The sequence below is a fragment of the Streptomyces sp. NPDC002754 genome, from assembly GCF_053592315.1.
The window spans coordinates 143,683-164,025 of sequence record NZ_JBSFVM010000014.1 but is presented as its reverse complement, the minus strand read 5'-3'; the positions used below and the strand labels follow the sequence as shown (position 1 = coordinate 164,025).

Here is a 20,343-nt window from a genome sequence, read left to right as displayed (position 1 = left end):
AGGGGCTTGAAAAGCCTGCTCAATCGCCGGCGGGGCTTGATATTCAAGCCCCGCCGGCGATTGAGGCGCGGGGTCCGGGGCAGAGCCCCGCGACCGCCACCACGGCTCCGTGAGCCTTACGTCACCTGGATCCACTTCGCTTCCGACGACACCCCATCCGCGTCGGACACGAACACCATGTACCACCCCGGCGGCACCAACGTCCGGTCCCGAGGGACGTCCACCGTCACCGAACCCTTGGACTTCGTGACGTCGAGGGCGATCGAGCGCTGCTCGACGTCCGTCGTGTGCGTCACCGCGGACGGCCGCATGAGGCGGGCCTTGACGATGCCGTCCGCGTCCTTCGTGCGGAACGTGGCCTCACCGCTCGCCGGGAGGGTCTCGGGGCCCGCCCCGAGGACGGGCCGCTGGTCGCCGCCGCGGTGCAGCGCGGGCGGCGTGTAGATCTCCATGCGCTGCTCGAAGTGGCCGAGCTTGGTGTTCTGCTGGTTGTCGTAGAGCGGGTCGGAGCCGAAGCTGGCGACCCGGCCGTCGGGTAGCAGCAGCGCCTCGGAGTGGTAGTTGCGGCCGACCTTGGGGGCGGCGGCCTCCCGGAAGGCGTTCTGCTCGGGGTCGTAGAACTGCGCCTTGAAGATGTTGCTGGCGCTGCGTCCGCGGTAGTCGGACGAGCCGTTCGTCGTGAAGACGGAGTCGTCCGGCATGATGACGGAGTTCAAGTAGCGGGTGCCCTGCGGGAGTTGGGGGCCCGTCTTGAAGGCGGGGTTCTCCTCCTTCAGGTCCACGACCGCCGTGCGGGACGTCGCCTTCTTGGACTCGCCGACACCACCACCGCCGAGGATCATGAACCGCTGGTCCTGCGCGGGCGGCAGCAGCAGTGAGGACGAGGTCTCCGTCTGGTCCGTGTCGGTGAGGCCGGGGACCTTCTCGAACTTGTTGGTCTTCAGGTCCCACAGGCCGGGGACGCGCCCCTTGGTGGCGGGGCCGTAACCGGCGTTCGAAGCCGGGTAGAAGAGCTTGCCGCCCTTGGTGAGGAAGAGGGCCGGGTACGTCGGGAAGTAGCGCTTGGGGCCCATCGACCACTTCTTGGTCTTCGGGTCGTAGATCTCGTTGTCACCGGGGTCGATCATGCCGACGTCGTCGAGGCCCGAGACCGCGAGCACCTTGCCGTCCTCCAGGCCGACCAGCGTGGGGTACCAGCGGGCCTTCGCCATCGGGTCGACCGGCACGTACCGCTCGGCGACCGGGTCGAACTCGTACGCCTCCTTGATCCCCTGGAAGTCCTGCTTCTCCATGGTGATCTTCTCGGAGAGGCCGTACGTGTTGTCGGCGTCCTTGCCCCGCAGGCCCTCGATCTCGTACTGGGCGTTGTCGTCGGTGACGTACTGCTTGCCCTTGCGGGCGGCCTCGACGAAGACGCGTGCCTCGCTCGCCTTGACCGTGGTCTTCCACGGCTGCATGACCCCGGCGGCGTTGCGCTTCTTGTCGTAGGCGCGCTTCGCCTTCGGGACGGTGACGTCGAACTTCGACACGTACTCGGTGCCGGAAGGGGATCGGAACTTCGTGCCCTTCTTCAGGTGCACCGCCTTGTCGGGGCTCTCGTTCTTGACGCGCATGCCGCCGCCGGCCCTCTCGACCTCGCCGTCGAGCTGCTCGTAGCGGGCGGTGCCGCCCGCCACCAGGAGCCGCCCGCCGGGGAGTTGGGCGTGGCCGCCACAGAAGAAGTCGGCGGGGGTGGGGATCTTCTTGAAGGTGTTCGCCTTCGGGTCCCACAGGACGGTGTCGAAGGTGCCCGCGTCGAAGCTCTTCTGCTCGTTGCCCGAGCCCGCGACGATGAGCACCTTGCCGGTGTGCAGGAGCGCGGCGTGGATGGCGTTCGTGCGGTACTCCTGCGGGATGTCGACCCGCGACCAGGAGCCGTACTTGGCCTTGTACCCGGGCTGGGCGATCTTCCAGTCCTCGTACCGTTCGGAGGCGAAGGTCCAGGCGGCCGGGGCGTTCAGGCCGACGAGGAGGGCGACGCCGCCCGCTCCGAAGACGGTCTTCTTCATCCGGCGCGAAGGTCTGTAGGACATGCGTCAGTTCCCACCTGTGGTCGATGTACGGGGGGCCGCCGGCTGCACGGCGCGGACCGGTTCCGTCTCCGGCCTCTTGGCGGTCACGGTCACTGCGGCCGCGGCCTCGCGGCGCTGCGTGACGAACCACACGACGGGCGGCGCGAGTGCGATGCACAGGGCGAGAACCGCCCATGTGCGCATGGCCACGTGGGTGTGGTCGAGGACGACGGACGCCACGAGCGACGTGGCGAGCACGCCCGCCCAGGCCAGATGGATACGGAAGGTCAGCCATCGGTCGGCGCTGGCGTCGCCGCCCTTGGGGGTGACGACGAAGCGGCTGGGGCGGCCGAGGAGGGCCGCGCCGAGCGACTTGAGGTAGATGGGCGCGGAGATCGCCGACATTCCCATGCCGGCGAGGCCGCCGGAGCCCTCGGGTTCGTGCGGCGAGACGTTGTGCCGCCGGTTCCAGAGGTAGAGGCCGATCTGGAGGGCGGCGGCGTCGCTGTAGAGCATGAGCCACACGGACGCGGTCACCTGCGTACCGGAGGCGCCCGTCCACAGGAACAGCACACAACTCAGCACGCCGAGCAGCCAGTTGACGGCCGTCATCGGGTAGTAGACGAGCATCATCGAGTACGAGAAGAGGCGGCCGAGCGGCATCGAGGCCGGGGCCTTCCAGTACTGCCTCAGCAGCGTCTCGTACGTGCCGCGCGACCAGCGGGTCTGCTGGGTGAAGAAGTCCGTCCAGGAGGCGGGGCCCTCGCCGACCGCGAGCACGTCGGGCGTGTAGACGGAGCGCCAGCGCTCGTGGGTGTCCGGGTTGCGGTGGCGGTGTATCTCGAAGCCGGTCGCCATGTCCTCGGTGATCGAGTCGACGAGGCCGCCGATCTGCTTCAGGGCGGAGATCCGGACGACGTTGTTGGTGCCGACGAACATGGGGGCGCGGTAGCGGTTCCCGGCGCGCTGGATCAGCGCGTGGAAGAGGAACTGCTGGGACTCGGCGGCCTTGGTGACCGGGGAGTCGTAATTGCCGTAGACCTGCGGGCCGACGACGAACGCGACGTCCGGGTCGCGGAAGTAGCCGAGCATCCGCTCGAGGAATTCGGGGTGCGGCACGTGGTCGGTGTCGACGGAGGCGAAGAAGTCGTAGTCCGCGCCGTGCGAGGCGAGCCAGGCGTTGTAATTGCCGTGCTTGGTACGGGTCTTGTGGGCGCCCTTCGCCCGGTTCCACTCCGGGACGCCCTTGCGAGTGAAGTGGTGGACGCCGAGCCGGGCGCAGAGCCGCTTGGCGTCGGGGTCGTCCCCCTCGTCCAGGAGCCAGATGTCCAGCGGCCCTTCGTGCGCGATGCGCACGGCGCCTTCGAGGGTGGCCCGCACCATCGCGAGGGGTTCCTTGCCGGGGACGTACGTCGTGAGGAACGCGACGCGGGTGCCGGGCTCGGCGCGTACCGGGATCGGGTCCCTCGCGACCATCGTCGCGTGGGCGATGGAGATGACGTTGACGAGCATGAACAGCTCGATGAGCCCGATCGCGACGAGCATCACGATGTCGAGCGAGACCAACCAGCGCTCGCCGCCTTCGCGTTCCACCCAGTGGGTGGGCCACACCAGGTACACGAGGAGTGCCCCGGTGAGCAGGGGTGCGAGCGTCATCAGCAGGACAGCTCGTATTCGGTGCGGCTCGTTCGCCAGCAGCGAGGTGTACTGCACCCGGTAGCCGCCGTCGCCGGGCGGCTCGGTGAGCGGCCCGGCGAGCCTGCTGTAGGTGTCGTAGTCGTAGCCCTCGTCAGGCCGCACAGCGCCCTCCAGGATCTGGTGTTCGACCGTCTCGGTAACCCCACAAAAGGGGACTTTCCTGGGCGTGTCGACCAGAGGAGGGCGTAAGAGTGAGGTAAGGGGAGAGCTACACCGGACAGCTACTCGGAGAGGTGTCGCTCGACCGTGTCGACCTTCGAGGTCAGGCCGTCCGTCACGGCCGGGCGGATGTCCGCCTTCACGACGACCGAGACCCGCGGCGCACGGGCCTCGACGACCGCGACGGCACGCCTGATCACGGCCATCACCTCGTCCCAGTCACCTTCAACGGACGTACTGCATCTCCCGGGGGACAACCCCCGGACCCCCGGCCACAAAAACAACCGGCCCGGCACCCCGCAGGGGGGCCGGGCCGGAACCGCAGTGCGCAGCTACTCGGAGAGGTGTCGCTCGACCGTGTCGACCTTCGAGGTCAGGCCGTCCGTCACGGCCGGGCGGATGTCCGCCTTCATGACGACCGAGACCCGCGGCGCACGGGCCTCGACGACCGCGACGGCACGCCTGATCACGGCCATCACCTCGTCCCAGTCACCTTCAACGGAGGTGAACATCGCGTCCGTGCGGTTCGGGAGGCCGGATTCGCGGACCACGCGGACCGCTTCGGCGACGTACTCCCCCACGTCCTCGCCGACCCCGAGCGGGGTCACGGAGAAGGCGACGATCATGCGCCGACCACGCCCTCCTGGCGGGCGCGGCCGGCGATCACGGCGGCCTCGCCCTCGCGCTTGAGCTTGCGCTCGGCGAAGAAGCCGCCGGTGGGCAGGACGGAGAGGACGAAGTAGAGGACGCCGGTGCCGACGCTCCACTTCGCCTTGTTCCAGGCGTCGAGCCAGAAGATCACGTACAGGACGAAGAGGACGCCGTGGATCATGCCCATCGCGGGCACCGCGTTGAAGTCCGTCGTCCGCTTCAGGACCGAGCAGATCAGCAGCAGGAGGAAGGAGACGGCCTCCGGTGCGGAGACCAGGCGGAGGCGTCGGAGGGCGGAGGCGGTCTTGAGGTCCACAGGTGCACCTTCGGCTGAGCGGGCGGACGGTCAACGATCTTGTGAATGTACGCACAAGCGTTTTCCCATTGTGGCATCGCGCCGATGGGGGCCTGTCGGCGGGCTCTCCCTGGCGGCTACCTTCGACCTCGTGGCTACGTTCCGACTGCAGGGCAGCAAAGTGCTGGCCGTCGACATGACAGGCGACAGCGTGAAGGCGAAGAACGGCTCGATGGTCGCCTACGACGGCCGGATGGCGTTCAAGAAGCTGAGCGGGGGTGGCGAGGGGATCCGGGGCATGGTGACCCGGCGCATCACCGGTGAGCAGATGACCATGATGGAGGTCAAAGGGGACGGCACCTGCTGGTTCGCCGACCGGGCGAGCGAGATCAACCTCGTCGGGCTCCAGGGCGACAAGCTCTACGTCGAGTCGAGCAACCTGCTCTGCACGGACGCCGGCCTGCGCACCGGCACCTCGTTCACCGGCGTACGCGGCGCCTCCCAGGGCAACGGCCTGTTCACGACGACCGTCGAGGGCCACGGGCAGGCGGCGATCATGAGCGAGGGCCCGGCCGTCGTCCTGCGCGTCGGCCACGACTACCCGCTGACCGTCGACCCCGGCGCGTACATCGCTCACCAGGGGAACCTGCGGCAGTCGTTCCAGTCGGGGGTCACCTTCCGTACGTTGTTGGGGGAAGGCGGCGGCGAGGCCTTCCAGATCCTCTTCGAGGGCGACGGGCTCGTCTACGTACAGCCGAGTGAGCGCAACACGATCGCGGGGGATGTGTGAGCACGATGGCGGCCTTCCGTGAGATCAACTCGAAGATGGTCGAGGCGACCGTCGTACCGGGGCAGCGGCTCTACAGCCAGCGCGGCGCGATGCTCGCGTACCAGGGGGACGTCTCCTTCACGCCCAATGTCCAGGGCGGACAGGGCGGGGTGATGTCCATGATCGGGCGGCGGGTCGCGAACGAGTCGACGCCGCTGATGACCGTGGAGGGCAGCGGCACCGTGCTGTTCGGGCACGGCGGCCACCACGTGCAGGTGATCACGCTGTCCGGCGACACCCTCTACGTGGAGGCGGACCGGCTGCTCGCCTTCGACGGGGCGCTGCGGCAGGGGACGATGTTCATGGGCGCGCAGGGCGGTGTCATGGGGATGGTGCGCGGCCAGGTCAGCGGGCAGGGCCTGTTCACGACGACGCTCCAGGGGCACGGGTCCGTGGCCGTGATGGCGCACGGCGGGGTCATCGAGGTCCCGATCACCCCCGGCCGGGCCGTTCACGTCGACCCGCAGGCGTATGTGGCGCACCACGGCGACGTGCGCAACAAGCTGTCCACGGCGCTCGGCTGGCGGGACATGGTGGGGCGCGGCAGCGGCGAGGCGTTCCAGTTGGAGCTGAGCGGGAGCGGTGCGGTGTACGTACAGGCGTCGGAGGACAAACTGTGAGCGCTCAACCCGCCGGTGGGCCGGCGATCTTCGACCCGATGACCCTGCCGGTCGACGACAACGTCAACGCGTACACCTTCTGCGTGGAACTGCGGGGCAGCCAGTGGTTCCTGCAGAAGGGGAAGATGATCGCCCACTACGGGCGGATCGACTTCAACGGCATCGGGCACGGCCGGCTCGACCGGCTCGTGCGCACCTCGTTCCACTCCCCGCTGCACGCGAGCGACTGGGTGGTCGCGGAGGGCAGCGGCAAGATGCTGCTCGCGGACCGGGCCTTCGACGTGAACTCGTACGACCTGGAGGCCGGAAACCTGACCGTCCGCGCGGGAAATCTGCTCGCTTTTCAGCCAACTCTCGCGCTGAAGCAATCGATCGTTCCCGGCTTCCTCACACTCATTGGCACCGGCAAATTCGTCGCGGCATCAAACGGTCCGGTTGTGTTCATGGAGCCGCCGATCCGGGTCGACCCGCAGGCGCTCGTCGGCTGGGCCGACTGCCCCGCGCCGTGCCACCACTACGACCACGGATATCTGACGGGCGTGATCGGCGGTCTACGTGCGATGACGGGCGTCGGCGGGGCCTCGGGCGAGGAGCATCAGTTCGAGTTCGTGGGCGCGGGGACGGTGCTGCTGCAATCCAGCGAGTCGTTGATGCCGGAACAGCAGGTGGGTGACGTACCTCACCAGGCAGGAGTTCCCGGCGGACCAGGGGCGCCCGCAGGTCAGCAGGGAGCACCGCGTCTTCCCGGACAGCTCGGCGACCTCCAGCGTCGCTTCGGGCTGTGAGCGGTAGTCTGCGGAGTGTGACGTCGAACGCGTGACCCCATTATTTTCTGGTCAGCACCCCCGGGTGCGCGGGGTGCGCAGTGTCACCCCCCACATTCGTTCACCTTTCAACTTCTTAGGTAGAATCGATTCCATGGAGACCGAGACGGCCACGCCGTGGCTGACCGACGAGGAGCAGTGCGCCTGGCGCACCCACCTGGAGGTCAACAGACTGCTCAATTATCAGCTGGAGAAGGACCTTCAGCCCTTCGGCCTGACGATGAACGACTACGAGATCCTCGTGAACCTCTCCGAGGCCGAGGATCTCCGGATGCGGATGAGCGACCTCGCGGCCGCGACCCTGCAGTCCAAGAGCCGGCTCTCGCACCAGATCACCCGCATGGAGAACGCGGGCCTGGTCCGCCGCGAGAACTGCGAGTCGGACCGCCGGGGCCTCTACACCGTACTCACCGACTACGGCATGGAGACCATGCGGAAGGTCGCCCCGCACCACGTGGCATCCGTCCGCAGGAACTTCGTGGACCTCGTCTCCGCACAGGAGCTGGGCAGCTTGCGCCAGGCACTCTCCCCCATCGCGGAACACCTGCGTTCGCAACGCGGCAAACCGTAATCCGTCAGAACCCCGTCCGGTCGGAGGGCAGCGCGAGCTCGAAGAGCGCGCCGCCCTCCGGCGCGGAACGCACCGTGAGCGAGCCGCCGTGCCGCTCCGCCACGTCCCGGGCGATGGCGAGGCCGAGTCCGGCCCCGCCGCCGTCCCGGGTGCGGGCGTCGTCGAGCCGTACGAACCGCTCGAAGATCCGCTCCCGCTCGTCCTCCGGCACGCCCTGACCGTCGTCGGCGACGCCGAGGACCACACGGCCGCCGTCCCCGGTGCGCAGCGTGACGTGCACACCGGTACGGGCATGCCGCTGCGCGTTGTCCACCAGATTGCCGAGCACGCGCGCCAACTGGCCGCGGGAACCGGTGACCTGGGCCTCCTCCTGTACGTCCACCTGTACGTCCACCGAGACGGGCAGCCGGTCGCCGACGCGCTGCGACAACTCCTCGCGCACCAGGGCGCCGAGGTCGACCTCGGCGGCGCCGGGCTTCTCTCCCGCGTCGAGCCGGGCGAGCAGCAGCAGATCGGCGGCCAGTTCCTGCAGCCGCACGGTGTCCTCGACGGCGCCGTCCACATCGAGCAACTCCGGGTGCGCCGCGCCGACTTCGAGCTGGGTGCGCAGCGAGGCGATCGGGCTGCGCAGCTCGTGCGAGGCGTCGGCGACGAAGCGGCGCTGGCGGTCCACGGAGGCCTCCAGTGCGGCGAGCGTCTCGTTCGTGGTGCCTGCGAGCCGGGCCACCTCGTCGTGGGTGTCCGGTTCCGGTACCCGCCTCCCCAGGTCCTGCGACGCCGTGATCGCGGCCATCTCGGCGCGGATGCCCTCCACGGGCCGCAGCGCGCGCCGCGTCACCAGGTACGTCACTCCGCCCACGATGACGAGCAGTACCGGGAAACCGATCAGCATGGAGGTCAACGCCGTGCTGCCCGCGCTCTGTTCGGCTTCCAGGGAGCCGCCCGCGTGCACGGTCAGATCCCCGTACGCGGTGTCCTCGACCTCGACCGCGGCGAACCGGTAGTCGGCGCTGTCGCCGTCGATGGTGGCGCTGCCGTCGGTGTAGTCGGTGTCGTTGGAGACGCTGCCGTTCTGCTGGCTGTCGTCGCCTCCGTCGTCGTCGCCGTCGTCATCGGGGCGCGCCGTGACGGTTTTGACGTCGCTCACGCCGGTGCCGGAGATCTTCTCCAGGTCCTCGGACGTGGCCAGCACCCTGCCGTCCTCGTCGAGGACCTGAACCGGGTCCTCGTCGTCCAGGTCGAGCGCTCCGGGCGCGGTGCCGGTGGCCAGGGAGGTGGCGACGCGGCGGGCGGTGGAGTCGGCGTCGCCGCCCGCCTGACCGGTGAGGTTGAAGCGCAGCGAGAGCAGCACGGTGGCACCGGCCGCGACCAGGGCGACCGCGACGACGAGGGTGGCGGCGAGGGCGGCGCGGGCCCGTACGGAGCTGAAGGGCCTCCTCAGCCTGCTCGGCCTGCTCAGCCCACTCATCGGGGCACCTCGAGCCGGTAGCCGGCGCCCCGCACCGTACGGATGAGGGAGGAGCCGAGCTTGCGGCGCAGCGCGCTGACGTACACCTCGACGATGTTCGGGTCCCCCTCGTACGCGAAGTCCCACACGTGGTCGAGGATCTCGCTCTTGGACACGAGCTCACCGGCGCGTGTCACGAGCTGCTCCAGGACCGCGAACTCCTTGGTGGTGAGCGGGACTTCACCGTCCTCGGCGTGGGTGACGCGGCGCGCGGCGGTGTCGACGGCGTAGGGGCCGACGGCGTGCACGGGGTTGGCGCTGTGGTTGCTGCCGCGGCGCCGCAGCAGCGCCTTCACGCGCGCGACCAGCACCACGTACGAGAACGGCTTGGTCAGGTAGTCGTCCGCGCCGGTGTCGAGCCCCTCCGCCTCGTCGTACTCGCCGTCCTTCGCGGTCAGCATCAGGATCGGCACGTCGTTGCCGGCGGCGCGCAGGGCGGCGCAGACCCGGTAGCCGTTCATGCCGGGCAGCATGATGTCGAGCACGACCAGGTCGTACGCCGCCTCGCTCGCCTGGTGCAGACCCTCCAGGCCGTCGTGGACCACATCGACGGCGTAGCCCTCGGCGGTGAGGCCCTTGGCAAGGGACAGGGCGAGTCGCTTCTCGTCCTCGACGATCAACAGGCGCATGTGGGCAAGGGTCGCAGGTCGAACCTGAAGAAGCCTTCAGGGTTCTTCAGCGGGGCTTCAGGGTCGTCCGGGCAGTGTGTTTCTCGAAGGACGGACAGGGCGGCCCGAAGCCGCCCAACCAGACACGGGAGAAGCTCATGAAGCGCCGTACCACTGTCATCTCCGCCATCGCCGCCGTCGCGCTGCTCGGCGGGGGCACGGCCACCGCCTTCGCGGTCGGCGACGACGGCGGCTCGTCGAAGTCGGCCGCGTCGAAGTCGTCCGTGCGGGTCAAGGACGACGATGGCGTGAGCGACCACCAGGAAGAGGCGAACGAGGCGAAGGGCGCCAAGGTCTCGGCCCAGGACGCCATCGCCGCCGCCCTGAAGCACAAGCCCGGCACGGCCGTCGGCGCCGACCTCGACTCCGACGACGGCCGGCTCGTCTGGGACGTCGACGTGATCGGCTCCGGCAACAAGTGGCAGCACGTGGAGGTCGACCCGGGCACGGGCAAGGTGCTGGGCTCCCACACGGAGCGCGACGACGACGGGGACGACAACGCGGCGCGTGTCGCGGCGACCCTGAAGGACGCGTCGACGTCGGCCGAGGACGCGGCGAAGGCGGCAGGCTCGAAGGGGACGGTCACGTCCGTGGACGCGGATGACGACGGAGTGGTCAAGGTCTGGGAGGTCGAGACGACGTCCGCGAACGGGACGGAGCACGACTGGTATGTCGACCTCCAGTCGGGTGCGGTGTCCGTGGATCACTCGTCGGACGACGACGGCGATGACGACTGACGGTCACGACTGACGGTCGCCCGGGACCGGGGCGCGGGCCACGGGGCTCCGCCCCGGATCCCGCTGCTCAAACGCCGCAGGGGCTTGAAATACGAACCCCGCTGCTCGAACGTCGCAAGCGCCGCGACCCCCGCCACCAGCGGGGCCAACGCCGCCGCCGCGAAGCAGAGGGGCAGCGGGGCGTGGCCCACGAGCAGGCCGATGCCCGCCGTGCCGGCCGAACAGCCCGCGTTCAGGGACGTGTTGACCCAGGCCCCGGCCTGCGTACGGAACCCGGCGTCCACCGAGGCGTCCGCGATCAGGTACGCCGTGGTCAGGGCCGGCGCGACGAACAGGCCCACGCACGCCGCCGCCACCGCGAGCGCGACGAGCCCCGGCGCCAGCGCCGCGGCTCCCAGCGCCACCGCGAGGCCGACCGCCAGGAACGCCAGCCGGGTGCGCGGATCCCCGCGACGGTCCACGGCCCCGTTCACGAGCCCGCCCACCGCACTGCCCGCCGAAAGTGCGGCCAGGATCCACGCAGCCGCCCCGCCCCGCCCCCGGTCCTCGGCGAACGCGAGCACCAGCAGATCGGCCGCACCGAGCGCGAACCCGACGCCGAGGGTCACGGCCACCGGCTGCCGGAGCCTGCGGGCGACCTTCCCCCGGGCCGTACGACGGCGCCCGGCAGGCCGCGGCGCCGCGGCCACCCGCGCCACGGCGGGCGAGGCGACGAACACAAGCGTTCCGACGGCCACGAGCGCGGCGCTCAGGGCGACACCGAAGGCGGCGGGGACCCACAGCACCAGCACGCCCACCAGCACGGGCCCCGACACGAGCAGCAGTTCCTCGGCGACCCCGTCGAGGCTGTAGGCGCGCTGCAACAGCCGCCGGTCGGACAGGAGTTGCCCCCACACGGTGCGCATCGTGGGCCCGAGCGGCGGCGTCAGCGCCCCGGTCGGCAGGGCGAGGGCGACGAGCAGCCAGGCGGGCGCCTCCGGCCGCCAGGCGACGGCGGCGAGGACCGCGAGCAGCGCGGCGTACGACAGGGCCATCGGGGGCAGCGCGCGGCGCGGCCCGTACCGGTCGATGAGCAGGGCGCGCAGCGGTGACAGGAGCACGCTGGCGGCGCCGTACAGCGCCATGACCGCGCCCGCGACGGCGTACGAGCCGGTGGCGGCGGTCACGGCGAGCATCAGGGAGAGAGCGACGGTCCCGTAGGAGAGGCGCCCGAGCAGGGCGGCACCAAAGGTGCGCAGGGCGTACGGGGTCCGCAACACGGCGGCGTACATGACGGTTTCCTCCGGAAGGAAGCATGCGTGGAGAACTCAACGGGGCGTGGAAGCACCGGAGTTCTCTACACACGGAGGAAGGACATGGCCGCACCGTAACAGCGGGCGCCCGCGGTGAACAGACCGTCAGGAACCCGCCGCGTTCGCGGTCATGACCCCGTGAGGCCCTTCACCAGCTCGTCCGCCGCCCGGTACGGGTCGAGGTCGCCGGACACGATGCGTTCGGCGAGTGCGCCGAGGCGGCGGTCCCCGGAGAGGTCGCCGATCCGTTCGCGCAGGGCGGTCACCGCGATCGTCTCGACCTCGCGGGCCGCGCGCGCCGCACGGCGCTCGGAGAGCACGTCGTGCTCCTCCATCCACGCCCGGTGCTTCTCCAGGGCCTCGACGACCTCGTCGATGCCCTCACCGCGCGCGGCGACCGTCTTCACGATCGGGGGGCGCCAGTCGCCGGGGGCGCGGGATTCGCCGAGCCCCAGCATGTGGTTCAGCTCGCGGGCCGTGGAGTCGGCGCCGTCCCGGTCGGCCTTGTTGACCACGTACACGTCGCCGATCTCCAGGATTCCGGCCTTGGCCGCCTGGATCCCGTCGCCCATGCCGGGCGCGAGCAGGACCACACTCGTATCCGCCTGCGAGGCGATCTCGACCTCGGACTGGCCCACGCCGACCGTCTCGACCAGGATCACGTCGCAGCCGGCGGCGTCGAGGACCCGGATCGCCTGCGGCGCGGCCCACGCGAGCCCGCCGAGGTGCCCGCGCGTCGCCATCGAGCGGATGTAGACGCCGGGGTCGGACGCGTGCTCGGACATCCGGACCCGGTCGCCGAGGAGCGCGCCGCCGCTGAACGGCGACGAGGGGTCGACCGCGAGTACACCGACCCGCTTCCCGGTCCGCCGGTACGCGCTCACGAGCGCCGACGTGGAGGTCGACTTGCCGACACCGGGCGAGCCGGTGAGCCCGACCACGTACGCGTTCCCGGTCAGCGGGGCCAGTGCGGCCATGACCTCGCGCAGCTGCGGGGACGCCCCCTCCACCAGCGAGATCAGCCGGGCCACGGCACGCGGCCTGCCCTCCCTCGCCTGCGCGACCAACGTGGGGACGTCCTGCATCACAGCTCCGTTCACCAGTTCCCGTACGCCGACGAATCCGAAAGGCGCTACGCCTTGGGTACCCGCACCACCAGCGCGTCACCCTGACCGCCACCACCGCACAGGGCGGCCGCGCCGACGCCGCCGCCGCGCCGCTTCAGCTCCAGGGCGAGGTGCAGGACGATGCGCGCGCCGGACATCCCGATCGGGTGACCCAGGGCGATGGCACCACCGTTGACGTTCACCTTTTCCGAGGACACGCCGAGGTCCTTCATCGACTGCACGGCGACCGCCGCGAAGGCCTCGTTGATCTCGATGAGGTCGAGGTCCTCGGTGGCGATGCCCTCCTTCTTGAGGGCGTGCTGGATGGCGTTCGAGGGCTGCGACTGCAACGAGTTGTCCGGTCCCGCGACGTTGCCGTGCGCGCCGATCTCGGCGATCCACTCCAGGCCCAGCTCCTGCGCCTTCGTCTTGCTCATGACGACGACCGCCGCGGCGCCGTCCGAGATCTGCGAGGAGGTGCCCGCGGTGATCGTGCCCTCCTTGTCGAAGGCCGGGCGCAGCTTGCCGAGCGACTCCGCGGTGGTCTCCGCGCGGATGCCCTCGTCCTTGCTGAAGAGGACCGGCTCGCCCTTGCGCTGCGGGATCTCGACGGGCGTGATCTCGGCCTCGAAGATGCCGTTCTTCTGCGCGGCGGCGGCCCGCTGGTGCGACAGGGCGGCCACCTCGTCCTGCGCGGGACGGGCGATGCCCAGGCGGGTGTTGTGCTTCTCCGTCGAGGCGCCCATGGGGATGTTCTCGAAGGCGTCGGTGAGGCCGTCGTGCGCCATCGCGTCGAGCATCTCGATCGCGCCGTACTTGTAGCCCTCGCGAGACTTCGGCAGCAGGTGCGGAGCGTTCGTCATGGACTCCTGGCCACCGGCCACGACCACGTCGAATTCGCCGGCGCGAATCAGCTGGTCGGCGAGCGCGACGGCGTCGAGCCCGGACAGACACACCTTGTTGATCGTGAGCGCCGGGACGTTCATCGGAATGCCCGCCTTGACCGCGGCCTGGCGCGCCGGGATCTGCCCCGCCCCGGCCTGCAGCACCTGGCCCATGATCACGTACTGCACCTGGTCGCCACCGATTCCCGCACGGTCGAGGGCGGCCTTGATCGCGAAGCCGCCGAGGTCGGCTCCGGAGAAGGACTTGAGCGAGCCGAGCAGACGGCCCATGGGCGTCCGCGCGCCCGCGACGATCACTGAGGTGGTACCGGTCGTTCCTGACATGAGGCACGGCCCCTTGGAGGTGAGGAGTGAACGAGGGTTTACCTAGAAAGGTACTGACCGGTATGGCCCGCGTCACCGGCACACGAGTGTGATCGCGCGCACGTTGCGTAACCACTCGGAGCGCGCTGCACTGACAGCATGCTGACGCGAATCGACCACATCGGGATCGCCTGCTTCGACCTCGACAAGACCGTCGAGTTCTACCGGGCCACGTACGGCTTCGAGGTGTACCACTCCGAGGTCAACGAGGAGCAGGGCGTGCGCGAGGCCATGCTCAAGGTCAATGAGACGAGCGACGGGGGCGCCACCTACCTCCAGTTGCTCGAACCCACCCGCGAGGACTCGGCCGTCGGCAAGTGGCTGGCCAAGAACGGCGAGGGTGTGCACCACATCGCCTTCGGCACGGCCGACGTCGACGCGGACGCCGCCGACATCAAGGACAAGGGCGTCCGCGTCCTCTACGACGAGCCCCGGCGCGGCTCGATGGACTCGCGGATCACGTTCCTGCACCCCAAGGACTGCCACGGCGTACTGACCGAACTCGTCACCGCCGCACCCAAGGACTCGACGGAGCACTGATCTCCACATAGCCGTGCCGGTAGGCTTGTGGGGCGGCTGCCGTCTCCAACGGCCGGTCGTGGGCCGGGGTCCGGGTATCGGGGGACGAGGGTCGGGGCAAGTCGGGCAGCACACGGCAGCAGCCGCACCGGTCCGACGGCGCCACGCCATTCGATCTGACACCATTCCCCGGGGGCTCCGTCCGCGGGATGGGCGGGGCTCGTAAGAAGAACTTGCGACCAGGGGACGGATGGGACCGCGCAGTGCGGGGCTATGAGAGCCAGGACGGCCGACGGCCGGCTGAGACCGACCATCTCTCGCGGTTCGAAGCCGAGATGGACCGGCTGAAGACCGATCGGGAGAAGGCCGTCCAGCACGCCGAGGACCTCGGCTACCAGGTGGAGGTGTTGCGCGCCAAGTTGCACGAGGCGCGCCGCAGCCTCGCGTCCCGGCCTGCCTACGACGGGTCGGACATCGGCTACCAGGCCGAGCAGCTCCTGCGCAACGCGCAGATCCAGGCCGAGCAGTTGCGCGCCGACGCCGAGCGCGAGCTGCGCGATGCCCGCGCGCAGACCCAGCGGATCCTCCAGGAACACGCCGAGCAGCAGTCCCGGCTCCAGTCCGACCTGCACACGGAGGCGGTCAACCGCCGCCAGCAGCTCGACCAGGAGCTCGCCGAGCGCCGCCGCACGGTCGAGACGCACGTCAACGAGAACGTGCAGTGGGCCGAGCAACTGCGCGCCCGCACCGAGCAGCAGGCCCGCCGCCTCCTCGACGAGTCCCGCGCCGAGGCCGACCAGGCGCTCGCCGCCGCCCGCACCGAGGCCGAGCGGGTCGCCGACCAGGCCCGCCAGCGACTCACCTCCGAGGCCGAGGAGGCGCGCTCCGAGGCGCAGTCGATCCTGGCCCGCGCCCGGCAGGACGCCGAGCGCCTCCTGAACGCCGCGTCGACGCAGGCGCAGGAGGCCACCGACCACGCCGAGCAACTGCGGACGTCGACGGGCGAGGAGTCCGAGCAGGTCCGCCGCCGCTCCGGAGAACTGAGCCGGGCCGCCGAGCAGAAGATCGCCGAGGCGGACAGCGCGCTGCGCGAGGCCCGCACCGAGGCCGACAAGGTGCTCGCGGAGGCGAAGGACGCCGCGGGCAAGCAGCTCGCGAGCGCCGAGGCGGCCAACGAGCAGCGCACCCGCACCGCCAAGGAGCAGGTGGCCCGCCTCGTGCAGGAGGCCACCAAGGACGCGGAGACCACCAGGTCGGAGGCCGAGCAGGTCGTCGCCGACGCGAAGGCCGAGGCCGAGACGCTGATCGCCGCGGCCAAGGAGAAGGCCCGTACGGTCACCGCCGAGGAGACCGCCGGCGAGCTCGCGAAGGCCGCGCGCACCGCGGAGGACGTGCTCAACAAGGCGTCCGAGGAAGCCAAGGCGACGACGAAGGCGGCGGCCGACGAGGCGGAGCGGCTCCGCACCGACGCCGAGACCGAGGCCGACCGGCTGCGCGCCGAGGCGCACGACCTGGCGACGGAACTCAAGGGCGCCGCCAAGGACGACACCAAGGAGTACCGCGCCAAGACCGTCGAGCTTCAGGAAGAGGCGCGGCGGCTGCGCGGCGAGGCCGAGCAGCTGCGCGCCGAGGCCGTCGAGGAGGGCGAGCGGATCCGGGCCGAGGCCCGCCGCGAGGCCGTCCAGCAGATCGAGGAGTCGGCCAGCACCGCAGAGCAGCTGCTCTCCAAGGCGAAGGCCGACGCCGACGAGCTGCGGACCTCCGCGACGACGGAGAGCGAGCGCGTCCGTACGGAGGCCATCGAGCGGGCCACGTCACTGCGCAAGCAGGCCGAGGAGACGCTGGAGCGCACGCGCGCGGAGACCGAGCGGTACCGCACCGAGGCCGAGGAGCAGGCCGAGGCCACCAGGTCCGAGGCGGAGCGCGCGGCGCAGGAGCTCAAGGACGAGGCCGAGCAGGCGATGCGGGCCAAGCAGGATGAGGCGGCCCACGAGCTGACCCGCCTGCACACGGAGGCCGAGGAGCGCCTGACCGCGTCGGAGACGGCGCTGAACGAGGCGCGGGAGCAGGGCGAGACGCTGCGCCGCGAGGCCGCCGAGGAGGTCGAGCGGCTGCGCGCGGACGCCGCCGAGCGCGCCCGCACGGTGCAGTCGCAGGCCGAGGCGGAGGCCGAGCGCCTTCGCGACGAGGCCGCGTCCGATGCCTCGACGACCCGCTCCGAAGCCGAGAACGCCGCCGTACGACTGCAGTCCGAGGCCGCGGCGGAGGCCGAGCGGCTCAAGACGGAGGCGCAGGAGTCCGCCGACCGGACCCGCGCCGAGGCGCGGACCGCCGCCGAGCGGATCGCCACCGAGGCCGCCGAGACGCTGGCCGCCGCCCAGGAGGAGGCGGCCCGGCGCCGCCGCGAGGCCGATGAGACGCTCGGCAGCGCGCGCGAGGAGGCCGAGCAGGAGCGCTCGCGGGCCCGCGAGCAGAGCGAGGAGCTCCTCGCGGTGGCACGCGCGCGTGTCGACGAGGCGCAGGCCGAGGCCGTACGTCTGGTCGAGGAGGCGGACCAGCGGGCGACCGAGATGGTCTCGGCCGCCGAGCAGACGGCGCAGCAGGTGCGCGACTCCGTGGCCGGTCTGCACGAGCAGGCCCAGGAGGAGATCACCGGGCTGCGCAGCGCCGCCGAGCACGCGGCGGAGCGCACGCGGACGGAGGCGCAGGAGGAGGCCGACCGGGTCCGCTCCGACGCCTACGCGGAGCGCGAGCGCGCCACCGAGGACGCGAACCGGGTCCGTTCCGAGGCCACCACCGAGGCGGAGGCCGCCAAGGCGATGGCGGAGCGCACCGTTTCGGAGGCCTTCACGGAGGCGGAGCGGCTGCGCACGGACGCCTCAGAGCACGCCCAGCAGGTCCGTACGGAGGCCTCCGACCTGCGCTCGGCCGCCGACCAGGACGCCTCGCGCACCCGCGCGGACGCCCGCGAGGACGCCAACCGGATCCGCTCGGACGCGGCCGAGCAGGCCGACACGCTGATCACCGAGTCGGCCACCGAGGCCGAGCGCCTGACGACGGAGACCAACGCCGAGGCGGAGCGGGTCCGCTCCGAGTCCACGGCGAAGGCCGAGAAGCTCGTCGGTGACGCGAGCACCGAGGCCGAGCGGCTGCGCGCCGAATCGACGGCCGCCGCCGAGCAGTTGACCCACGAGACGCGGGCCGAGGCCGAGCGCGTACGGACCGAGTCCGTGGCCAATGCCGAGAAGCTGATCTCGGACGCGTCCGGCGACGCGGAGCGGCTGCGCGCCGAGGCCGCCGAGACGGTCGCCTCCGCGCAGCAGCACGCCGAGCGGATCCGCACCGAATCCGAGCGCGTCAAGGCGGACGCCGCGGCCGAGGCGGACCGCATCACGGCGGCCGCGCGCGAGGAGTCCGAACACACCCTGGACGAGGCCCGCAAGGACGCCAACAAGCGGCGTACGGAGGCCGCGGAGCAGGTCGACAAGCTGATCACGGAGTCCGCGGCCGAGGCCGACAAGCTGACCCGCGAGGCGCAGGAGGCGGCGCAGAAGACGACCGCCGACGCGGAGTCGCAGGCCGACACGATGGTCGGCGCGGCCCGTACAGAGGCCGAGCGTCTGATCGCGGAGTCGACCGTCGAGGGCAACTCGATCGTGGAGAAGTCCCGTACGGACGCGGACGAGTTGCTCGTCGGCGCCCGCAGGGACGCGACGCAGATCAGGGAGCGCGCCGAGGAGCTGCGGGACCGGATCACGACCGAGATCGAGGAGCTGCACGAGCGCGCGCGCCGCGAGTCCTCGGAGGCCATGAAGAACGCGGGCGACCGCTGTGACGCCCTCGTCAAGGCCGCGGAGGAGCAGCTCTCCGAGGCGCAGACGAAGGCCAAGGAGCTGCTGAACGACGCGAATTCGGAGGCCGGCAAGGTCCGGATCGCGGCCGTGAAGAAGGCCGAAGGTCTTCTCAAGGAAGCCGAGCAGAAGAAGGCCGACCTGTCCCGCGAGGCGGAAAAGATCAAGGCGGACGCGGAGGAGGAGGCCACGGCCATGACCGAGAAGGGCCAGCGGGACCTCGACGTGCTGGTCAGGCGCCGCGAGGACATCAACGCCGAGATCTCCCGTGTCCAGGACGTACTGGAGGCGTTGGAGAGCTTCGAGGCTCCGACGGGCGGGGGCGCCAAGACCGCGTCCAATAGCGGCTCCGCCGCGGGTGGCGTCAAGGCGGGGGCCACCGCAGGGGCCACACGTTCGGGTGGCAAGAGTTCGGAGGGCTAGCCTTTCGGCCAACTATCGTGCTCGCCAAGGACGTTTGGTCCTGTTCTGGCAAGTACTCCGTCCCTACGCCACTCAAAAGGGGTGACATTCTAGAGCTGAAGGCTGACCAATCCGACATCCGCCCGATGACACGCCGCTACGCCCCCTAGGATTCCCCCTATCACCTCACCGGTCTCATTCGACAGGAACCCCATGAGCGACACTTCCCCCTACGGCTTCGAGCTTGTGCGGCGTGGGTACGACCGCGCTCAGGTGGACGAACGGATCTCCAAGCTCGTCTCCGACCGTGACAGCGCTCTTGCTCGTATCACTGCTCTGGAAAAGCGCATCGAGGAACTCCACCTCGAGACGCAGAACGCCCAGGCGCAGGTGAACGACGCGGAGCCGTCGTACGCCGGCCTCGGCGCGCGCGTCGAGAAGATCCTCCGCCTCGCCGAGGAGGAGGCCAAGGACCTGCGCGAAGAGGCCCGCAGGGCTGCCGAGCAGCACCGGGAGCTCGCCGAGTCCGCGGCCCAGCAGGTGCGCAACGACGCGGAGTCGTTCGCCGTCGAGCGCAAGTCCAAGGCCGAGGACGAGGGCGTTCGGATCGTCGAGAAGGCCAAGGGCGAGGCCACCGCGCTGCGCTCCGAGGCGCAGAAGGACGCGCAGTCCAAGCGCGAGGAGGCGGACGCCCTCTTCGAGGAGACGCGCGCCAAGGCCGCCCAGGCCGCCGCCGACTTCGAGACGAACCTTGCCAAGCGCCGCGAGCAGTCGGAGCGTGACCTGGCCTCGCGTCAGGCCAAGGCCGAGAAGCGCCTCGCCGAGATCGAGCACCGCGCCGAGCAGCTCCGCCTCGAGGCCGAGAAGCTGCGTACCGACGCCGAGCGCCGCGCCCGCCAGACGGTGGAGACGGCTCAGCGTCAGGCCGAGGACATCGTCGCGGACGCGAACGCGAAGGCGGACCGGATCCGCAGCGAGTCCGAGCGGGAGCTGGCGGCACTCACCAACCGCCGCGACTCGATCAACGCGCAGCTGACGAATGTCCGCGAGATGCTGGCCACCCTCACGGGTGCGGCGGTCGCCGCCGCGGGCGCCCCGGCAGAGGACGAGCCGGCCTCCCGCGGAGTCCCGGCCCAGCAGTCCCGCTAATTCAAGCCCCGCCGGCGGCCCCGGCCCCGGCGGGGCTTGAAAGGCCTGCTCAATCGCCGCAGGGGCTTGAAAGATCGCCTCAATCGCCGGCGGGGCTTGATAATTCAAGCCCCGCCGGCGATTGAGGCGATCTTTCCAGCCCCGCC

General features: G+C 70.7%; 17 protein-coding genes and 1 pseudogene. 8 read left to right on the top strand and 10 right to left on the bottom strand.

Annotated elements, in window-relative coordinates; all coding sequences use genetic code 11:
- Positions 1 to 116 precede the first annotated feature (116 nt).
- The 5 genes and pseudogenes from ACWD2L_RS25930 to ACWD2L_RS25910 all read right to left on the bottom strand — a co-directional run bounded on the left by ACWD2L_RS25930 (position 117) and on the right by ACWD2L_RS25910 (position 4,875).
- Entirely contained in the window at positions 117 to 2,072 is a 1,956-nt protein-coding gene (locus ACWD2L_RS25930) for a radical copper oxidase GlxA (protein ID WP_351343174.1), read from the bottom strand.
- 3 nt (positions 2,073 to 2,075) lie between these two features.
- Positions 2,076 to 3,851, bottom strand: coding sequence for a glycosyltransferase family 2 protein (locus tag ACWD2L_RS25925; RefSeq protein WP_351343172.1), 1,776 nt, complete (start codon positions 3,849 to 3,851; stop codon positions 2,076 to 2,078).
- Between the two features lie 119 nt (positions 3,852 to 3,970).
- Positions 3,971 to 4,144, bottom strand: a pseudogene (locus ACWD2L_RS25920) (thiamine-binding protein); the annotation flags it as partial.
- Between the two features lie 96 nt (positions 4,145 to 4,240).
- Positions 4,241 to 4,534, bottom strand: coding sequence for an MTH1187 family thiamine-binding protein (locus ACWD2L_RS25915; protein WP_351343170.1), 294 nt, complete (start codon positions 4,532 to 4,534; stop codon positions 4,241 to 4,243).
- On the bottom strand, positions 4,531 to 4,875 hold the full coding sequence (locus ACWD2L_RS25910; RefSeq protein WP_351343168.1) for a DUF3817 domain-containing protein: 345 nt from the start codon (positions 4,873 to 4,875) through the stop codon (positions 4,531 to 4,533). Before ACWD2L_RS25910 ends, ACWD2L_RS25915 begins: the two co-directional genes overlap by 4 nt.
- Positions 4,876 to 5,005: 130 nt before the next feature.
- On the opposite strand from ACWD2L_RS25910, the gene ACWD2L_RS25905 reads away from it, so the two are divergent.
- From ACWD2L_RS25905 to ACWD2L_RS25890, 4 genes are all read left to right on the top strand, one after another.
- Positions 5,006 to 5,644, top strand: a complete 639-nt coding sequence (locus ACWD2L_RS25905; protein WP_351343166.1) for an AIM24 family protein — start codon at positions 5,006 to 5,008, stop codon at positions 5,642 to 5,644.
- 5 nt (positions 5,645 to 5,649) lie between these two features.
- Positions 5,650 to 6,303 carry an AIM24 family protein gene (locus ACWD2L_RS25900; protein ID WP_351343179.1) on the top strand — a complete coding sequence of 218 codons (654 nt, stop codon included), beginning with the start codon at positions 5,650 to 5,652 and terminating at the stop codon, positions 6,301 to 6,303.
- Between the two features lie 38 nt (positions 6,304 to 6,341).
- Complete coding sequence (locus tag ACWD2L_RS25895; protein WP_351343177.1) at positions 6,342 to 7,088, top strand: AIM24 family protein; 747 nt, start codon at positions 6,342 to 6,344, stop codon at positions 7,086 to 7,088.
- A gap of 133 nt (positions 7,089 to 7,221) precedes the next feature.
- Positions 7,222 to 7,698, top strand: coding sequence for a MarR family winged helix-turn-helix transcriptional regulator (locus ACWD2L_RS25890; protein WP_351343164.1), 477 nt, complete (start codon positions 7,222 to 7,224; stop codon positions 7,696 to 7,698).
- A 4-nt stretch (positions 7,699 to 7,702) separates the two neighbouring features.
- Here ACWD2L_RS25890 and ACWD2L_RS25885 read toward each other — a convergent pair whose 3' ends face one another.
- Entirely contained in the window at positions 7,703 to 9,139 is a 1,437-nt protein-coding gene (locus ACWD2L_RS25885) for a sensor histidine kinase (protein ID WP_351343176.1), read from the bottom strand.
- A 23-nt stretch (positions 9,140 to 9,162) separates the two neighbouring features.
- Positions 9,163 to 9,834 (bottom strand): response regulator transcription factor, encoded by a 672-nt coding sequence (locus ACWD2L_RS25880; protein ID WP_351343162.1) that lies wholly within the window; start codon positions 9,832 to 9,834, stop codon positions 9,163 to 9,165.
- 137 nt (positions 9,835 to 9,971) lie between these two features.
- On the opposite strand from ACWD2L_RS25880, the gene ACWD2L_RS25875 reads away from it, so the two are divergent.
- Entirely contained in the window at positions 9,972 to 10,610 is a 639-nt protein-coding gene (locus ACWD2L_RS25875) for a PepSY domain-containing protein (RefSeq protein ID WP_351343160.1), read from the top strand.
- On the opposite strand, the gene ACWD2L_RS25870 is transcribed toward ACWD2L_RS25875, so the two are convergent.
- The 3 genes from ACWD2L_RS25870 to ACWD2L_RS25860 all read right to left on the bottom strand — a co-directional run bounded on the left by ACWD2L_RS25870 (position 10,577) and on the right by ACWD2L_RS25860 (position 14,237).
- Positions 10,577 to 11,881: an MFS transporter gene (locus tag ACWD2L_RS25870; protein WP_351343159.1), complete on the bottom strand. Its 1,305-nt coding sequence runs from the start codon at positions 11,879 to 11,881 to the stop codon at positions 10,577 to 10,579. The genes ACWD2L_RS25875 and ACWD2L_RS25870 overlap by 34 nt on opposite strands.
- Positions 11,882 to 12,030: 149 nt before the next feature.
- Positions 12,031 to 12,987 (bottom strand): methylmalonyl Co-A mutase-associated GTPase MeaB, encoded by a 957-nt coding sequence (gene meaB, locus ACWD2L_RS25865; protein WP_351343157.1) that lies wholly within the window; start codon positions 12,985 to 12,987, stop codon positions 12,031 to 12,033.
- Positions 12,988 to 13,034: 47 nt separating this feature from the next.
- Positions 13,035 to 14,237 (bottom strand): acetyl-CoA C-acetyltransferase, encoded by a 1,203-nt coding sequence (locus ACWD2L_RS25860; RefSeq protein ID WP_351343155.1) that lies wholly within the window; start codon positions 14,235 to 14,237, stop codon positions 13,035 to 13,037.
- A 138-nt stretch (positions 14,238 to 14,375) separates the two neighbouring features.
- Between ACWD2L_RS25860 and mce the strand changes: the two genes are divergently transcribed.
- From mce to ACWD2L_RS25845, 3 genes are all read left to right on the top strand, one after another.
- Entirely contained in the window at positions 14,376 to 14,816 is a 441-nt protein-coding gene (gene mce / locus ACWD2L_RS25855) for a methylmalonyl-CoA epimerase (RefSeq protein ID WP_351343153.1), read from the top strand.
- A 242-nt stretch (positions 14,817 to 15,058) separates the two neighbouring features.
- Positions 15,059 to 19,069, top strand: a complete 4,011-nt coding sequence (gene scy / locus ACWD2L_RS25850; RefSeq protein WP_351343152.1) for a polarized growth protein Scy — start codon at positions 15,059 to 15,061, stop codon at positions 19,067 to 19,069.
- A gap of 192 nt (positions 19,070 to 19,261) precedes the next feature.
- Positions 19,262 to 20,197, top strand: a complete 936-nt coding sequence (locus ACWD2L_RS25845; RefSeq protein WP_351343151.1) for a coiled-coil domain-containing protein — start codon at positions 19,262 to 19,264, stop codon at positions 20,195 to 20,197.
- Positions 20,198 to 20,343 lie beyond the last annotated feature (146 nt).